Genomic DNA, 6,009 nt, shown 5'->3' with positions numbered 1-6,009 from the left:
GAATGCTCCCATCTGAATGCGAGACCCTTGTGGGAATCGACCCAAAAAAGCACCAGGTACAATTTTCCTGGCATTTGCTAAACCACTAGAACTCCCGTCGTTGAGTATCACGTAATATTTGATTTTGGTAGATTTAGACGGTGGTGGTGCAGTAGTTCTCTGACCGGTAACCACTGGCTGTTTAGGCAATGGTGCGGCAATAGAAACCGGTCGTGAAGCAGGCTGTGAATTGTTTTGAATTTCTTGCTTTGCTCTAGAACCAATTTGATTCTGTACAGCGAATTGCTTTCTTTTAGCTTCTACTTTAGCTTGTTGCTGCCGAGCTTCAGCCATGATTCGATTTAACTTCTGACGCCAATAGCCTCTTGGTGGCAAATTGCTGTTCTTAGCATAGTTCAACACATCAACCCACCGACCCTGTTCATAGGCTTGTTGAATCTGATCAAATTTGCGTTCAAAGGATACCCATTCGTTATGCCATTGGTCAATTTTGGTTTGGGCACCATTGAAAGCGGCACTACTAGGGAGAACATCTTGTGCGATCGCAATTGCCCCTTTGATATTTCCAGCCTGATACTTTTGTACTGCTCTTGCCAAAATTAGTGACCCATTATCAACAACCGGTGGTGCTGGTGTTGGCTGAGGGGTCTGTGGTGACGATGGAGCCCTCTTGACCACAGGTTTTGGTTGTGCGTATACTCTTTTCCTCGGAACGTTTCTCTTAGGAACGTTTCTCTTGGGAGCCGTTGCCACCACTGGCTCAACCGTTGGTGCGCAGTCAGTCAAATTTGTAAACACCCACCCGGTAACCGGTGAACTAATTTCTACCCAGCCTGGTTGTCCACTACCAGTTAGAACCAGACTGCTTCCCTGATTGAGCTGATCTACTTTTGATCCGTTAGGCTCGGAGCGGACATTCACACTCAAACCTGTGACCTGGCAATTACCTGGGGCAGCTGGGGCTGGTGGCTCATATACCACCGGAGCTGAACGGCGATTGGGTGTACTCCTAGGAGGAATTGGTTGCGCTATTCTAGGTGGTGACCAAGAGCTAGAACGCACGGAGTAGATCATACCAGCTATCGAAGAGGTAACTAAGGCAATACCAGTGCCAATGATCAAAGACAAATTATCCGATCTATCTACCTTAGTTGGAGGCAACGGAGTTGCTGCTGGTTTATTTGGAGTAGAACCTCTATGGGCATTTGCATCCCAAGTTTTTTGCTCTGAGAACAGCTTTGATACTGGCTCTGGTGGGAAGTTTTCTTCTACTGTAGGGACATTGTGAATTGAGTAGTAGGTTGGGGAATTGATGGAGTACGCTTTTGAATTAGCACTCAATTGCTGTAAGTCTTGTAAAACCTGGGATGCCGACTGGTAACGGTCTTTGACTTGGTAGCGAACCATTTTGGTAAGGACATTCGCCAATCCTACACTTAATCCTACACTCGCTGACACCAGAGATTGCCAGTTAACTTCACCAGTGTTGAGGTCTTCATGAAACTGATCTGGCACCATTCCTGTTAGTGCCTGAATCCCAATAATCCCTAGGGCATAAATATCACTGCTAGGACAGGGCTGACCCAAAGCCTGCTCACTGGACATATAGCCTGGAGTGCCTACTACCACAGTATGGTGAGTTTGTCTATAGGCACTAGCCAAATCAGTTTGAACTTGCTTAACTGCACCAAAGTCCACCAACACTAACTTTCTATCTGCCGTGCGTCGGATCAGGTTATCGGGCTTAATATCGCGATGAATCACACCGTGACGGTGGACAAATTCCAAAATACTTAAGACTTCTTGTAATAGCCCAATCACCAGGTTTTCCTGCCACCGGTGACCAGGGGACAACTCTTGGCTCAATAGATGCCCTTCGATGAACTGTTGCACCAAGTAAAACTCATGGTCTTCTTCAAAGTAGGCAAGTAGTCGAGGAATTTGGTCATGATTGCCCAGCTTTTCTAGGGTTTCAGCCTCCCTGCTAAATAGCCGTCGAGCAGTGTCTAAAAATGTCTGAGAGCCATTGGGAGGCATTAGTTGCTTAACAACACAGCTTGGGTTACCTGGACGCTTCGTGTCCTTGGCTAAATAGGTTTTGCCAAATCCCCCGGAACCGAGGACTTGAGTCACTTGGTAACGCCCGTCCAGTAACTTGCCTAACATAGGATTGATGTGCCTAAGATTTCACAAAAAGGAAGATTAAAACTCCGCACCAAGGGGGCGAGTTGCTAACTGTCTCATGTTTAACATACGCTGATCGGTATTATTGACCAGGATTGTGCCAATTTCTATTCTGATTATGTGGCTCAACTTAGGATACTCTACCCGAAGAGGAATTTGTCAAAGATGATAGTCCACTGGTTATAGGATAGGGGAGATATCAGTATAGTATTAAGAGCGACGGATAGCCTGTGAATAATTGCTGCTTTATTTTATGGCTGGTAGGATGACACCCTTCAAGGGCTGTGTGGGAGTTAACTAATGAAACCCTTATTTAAGGATACGCTGGCATGGGAACAAGCTCAACTGCTGATGCAACCAGCGTTTATTCGTATAATAGACGAAATTGGGCGACAGTTGGAGCCAACAAACTGGAAAGTCACCTATCAAAACGTTACTACACCCATACCGGGCTATGAGATGTGTTTGGCACATCAAGATACAACAGTAACCATTAATTTATGGGATTTGTGTTTCCAAGTCTGTTTTCGTGACTATCAGCCAACCCAGTCTGAGTTAGAAACTCTGGCAGTAGAAATTGATCCAATGCTGATTGACCAAGCGGGTGAGGTGGATTGGCAGTGTCTAGATGCTAAAGCCAAACAGCTAGTAGAAGACGTTGTGGCAGGATTGCCACTGGTAGATACTAATGACTAAATACTATAGCGTTTATAGGACTCATGAGGTACACAGAATTGTTTGACTATTGGCTCTTGCGTTCCCCTCCTGGGAGGGGTTAGGGCGTGTTTTCAAAGTTTTCCGCAAGATTTGGATCCCCCCCAGCCCCCCTTAAAAAAGGGGGGAGCCATACTCATTGTCCCCCTTTTTTAAGGGGGATTTAGGGGGATCTCCGAGTTTGAACACAGGCGCTAGGGGTGGGTTTATCTTCCCTGCTCCGAAGTCCCATTAACCCAGTTTTCCGCAAGATTTGGATCCCCCCCAGCCCCCCTTAAAAAAGGGGGGAGCCATACTCAAAGTCCCCCTTTTTTAAGGGGGATTTAGGGGGATCTCCGAGGCAAGAAGACAGGCCCTAGGGGTGGGTTCCTCTTACCTGCTCCCTGCTCCCTGCTCCCTGCTCCCTGCTCCCTAAAACCCAGATATTTGTACCTCACAAGTCGTAGAATTGCTATAATGACAAATGACCAATTACCAATCAAGAATCAAGAATTGCTAGATGTCCAGCGCCTGGCTGGGGCAAGCTTTGAGTCGGTGGCTTCACGGATAATTCCAGTAAGCTTTGGCAATGATGGAGCAGGAATTGAAGCAGCCCGTCAGGGAGTTGCCTTAGTTGATTGTTGCCATTGGGGGTTGATAAAAGTATCTGGTGATGACCGACTACGCTATCTACACAATCAAAGCACCAATGACTTCCAAACACGACAGCCAGGCCAAGGCTGTGAGACGGTTTTTGTTACATCTACAGCTCGGACTATTGACTTAGCTACTGCCTATATCTTAGCAGATGCGGTGCTATTGCTAGTTTCTCCAAATTGCCGCCAGCAGATCATGGAGTGGCTGGATCGTTATATCTTTCCCATGGATAGAGTGGAATTGCAGGATGTATCGGATCACCATGCTGTTTTCTCCTTGATGGGACCCGTTAGTAATGCCCTCTTAACAGGCTTGGGTGTGGAAATATCAGGAGAAGATGCTAGTCACCAGCAACTGATGCTCGGGGATAATCAAGTCCGCATTGCTGTCGGGAGTGGCTTGGCCTTACCTGGATATACTCTAATTTGCCCTGCCGAGAATGCTGCCCAGGTTTGGCAGACCTTAACCACAGCAGGAGCAATCCCCATAGGCGATCGCGTTTGGGAACAGTTGCGTATCCAACAGGGACGCCCTGCGCCAGGTCATGAACTGACAGAAGATTACAATCCTCTCGAAGCTGGTTTGTGGCAAACCATTTCCTTTAGCAAAGGCTGTTACATTGGTCAAGAAACCATTGCGCGCTTGAATACCTACAAAGGGGTGAAGCAACGACTATGGGGTATCCGCTTAAGTGCTCCTACTGACCTAGGGAGCGCCATCACCGTAGATGGGGAAAAAGTGGGCAAGCTCACCAGTTTGATGGAAACTGACCAGGGAGTGTTTGGTTTAGCTTATATCCGCACTAAGGCTGGTGGTGCAGGGCTAAACGTTCTCTTAGGGGACATCGAAGGGGAAATTGTCGCTTTACCTTGCTTGAGCCATGATTATTATGAGCCCAGCCCTGAGTAATCTCTGACTCTGTAGCTTTTCCTTCGGAAACGTCTGTTGAAAAAAAATACGATGCGCGAGCATTCAGCCGCTACGGGATCCCGTAGCAAAGCCAATTAGCTGGCATCGCATAATATCACAAAGGATAAAAACAGACAAGAATCTATATCAACATGCCTATCAGATTAGTATCATAGCGTGTATGATGCTAATCAGGAAAAAATTCTGTTTCCCTACTCCCTACTCCCTACTCCCTACTCCCTACTCCCTACTCCCTACTCCCGACTCCCTAGGACCTGACCCAGTTGAGAACTGCGATAAAATAAAAGACTAAAGCATTCACACTCCTCATTTGAGGACATCCAGTTTATGGCCCTGCCAATTGTTGCAGTTATCGGACGCCCGAATGTGGGGAAATCAACCCTAGTCAATCGTTTGGCAGGAGTGACCGATGCTATTGTTCACAACCAACCAGGAGTAACCCGCGATCGCACTTATCGCCCAGCTTTCTGGCAAGACCGAGACTACCTGGTTGTCGATACTGGCGGCTTAGTCTTTGATGATGATACCGAGTTCTTGCCCTTGATTCGAGAACAGGCAATGGCAGCTTTGAGTGAAGCTAGTGCAGCAGTGTTGGTGGTGGATGGTCAAGCGGGACCGACAGCTGGAGATGAAGCGATCGCGCAATGGTTACGTATACAAAATACCCCAGTTGTGCTAGCTGTCAATAAATGTGAATCTCCCCAGCAAGGAATTATTCAAGCCTCCCAGTTTTGGGAACTGAATTTAGGAGAACCCTTCCCGGTCTCAGCAATTCATGGCAATGGCACAGGAGAATTACTAGAAAAGCTGGTTACCTACCTGCCCAATGTAGACACTATCCCAGAAATCCCAGAGATTAAAGTTGCTATTGTCGGACGCCCCAATGTGGGAAAGTCGAGCTTATTGAATACCCTCACTGGGGAAAATCGCTCCATCGTCAGTCCAATTTCTGGCACCACTCGTGATGCCATTGATATGGTAGTAGCACGCTCAGCAGACCCAGAAAAGGGTACTGAAGCCCAAACCTATCGCTTGATTGACACTGCTGGCATTCGCAAAAAGAAAAACGTTACTTACGGACCGGAATTTTTTGGTATTAATCGTGCCTTCAAAGCCATTCGCCGCTCAGATGTAGTGCTACTGGTGATTGATGCTATAGATGGCGTGACAGAGCAAGACCAAAAACTGGCAGGACGTATTGCTGATGAAGGGCGTGCTGCGATAATTGTAGTCAATAAGTGGGATGCCATAGAAAAAGATTCCTACACTATCTATGACTACGAAAAACAGGTAAAAGACCGACTGAGTTTTATCGAGTGGGCTGAAATCATATTTGTTAGTGCCATGACAGGCAAGCGAGTCGAAACAATTTTAGATTTAGTTGACACCGCTGCCAATCAACATCAACGTCGTGTCTCTACCTCTGTAATTAATGAAGTCTTACAAGAAGCTGTTAGCTGGTACACTCCTCCCACCAATCGCCAAGGACGTCAGGGCAAAATCTACTACGGTACCCAGGTTTAGATTTTACCTGGGTACCGTAGA

4 protein-coding genes are annotated in these 6,009 nt (G+C 47.0%); 3 read left to right on the top strand and 1 reads right to left on the bottom strand.

Features of this window, described 5'->3' with window-relative positions; all coding sequences use genetic code 11:
- Nucleotides 1-2,166: protein kinase (locus F6J99_RS40565; RefSeq protein WP_293121950.1), on the bottom strand; the 2,166-nt coding region annotated here is incomplete at its 3' end.
- Nucleotides 2,167-2,484: 318 nt separating this feature from the next.
- Here F6J99_RS40565 and F6J99_RS40560 point away from each other — a divergent pair.
- From F6J99_RS40560 to der, 3 genes are all read left to right on the top strand, one after another.
- Nucleotides 2,485-2,880 (top strand): hypothetical protein, encoded by a 396-nt coding sequence (locus tag F6J99_RS40560; RefSeq protein ID WP_293121947.1) that lies wholly within the window; start codon nt 2,485-2,487, stop codon nt 2,878-2,880.
- Nucleotides 2,881-3,354: 474 nt separating this feature from the next.
- Nucleotides 3,355-4,443, top strand: coding sequence for a folate-binding protein (locus tag F6J99_RS40555; protein ID WP_293121944.1), 1,089 nt, complete (start codon nt 3,355-3,357; stop codon nt 4,441-4,443).
- A 348-nt stretch (nt 4,444-4,791) separates the two neighbouring features.
- Nucleotides 4,792-5,988 (top strand): ribosome biogenesis GTPase Der, encoded by a 1,197-nt coding sequence (gene der / locus F6J99_RS40550; RefSeq protein WP_293121941.1) that lies wholly within the window; start codon nt 4,792-4,794, stop codon nt 5,986-5,988.
- Nucleotides 5,989-6,009: the final 21 nt, after the last annotated feature.

Source organism: Moorena sp. SIO4G3, assembly GCF_010692305.1.
In the GTDB taxonomy this organism is placed as follows: domain Bacteria; phylum Cyanobacteriota; class Cyanobacteriia; order Cyanobacteriales; family Coleofasciculaceae; genus Moorena; species Moorena producens_A.
This window is presented reverse-complemented; position numbering and strand designations above follow the sequence as displayed.

Bases quoted from the DNA above. Each gene is read 5' to 3' on its own strand.
- F6J99_RS40560 (WP_293121947.1), top strand. From the start codon at position 2,485: ATGAAACCCTTATTTAAGGATACGCTGGCATGGGAACAAGCTCAACTG.
- F6J99_RS40555 (WP_293121944.1), top strand. From the start codon at position 3,355: ATGACAAATGACCAATTACCAATCAAGAATCAAGAATTGCTAGATGTC.
- der (WP_293121941.1), top strand. From the start codon at position 4,792: ATGGCCCTGCCAATTGTTGCAGTTATCGGACGCCCGAATGTGGGGAAA.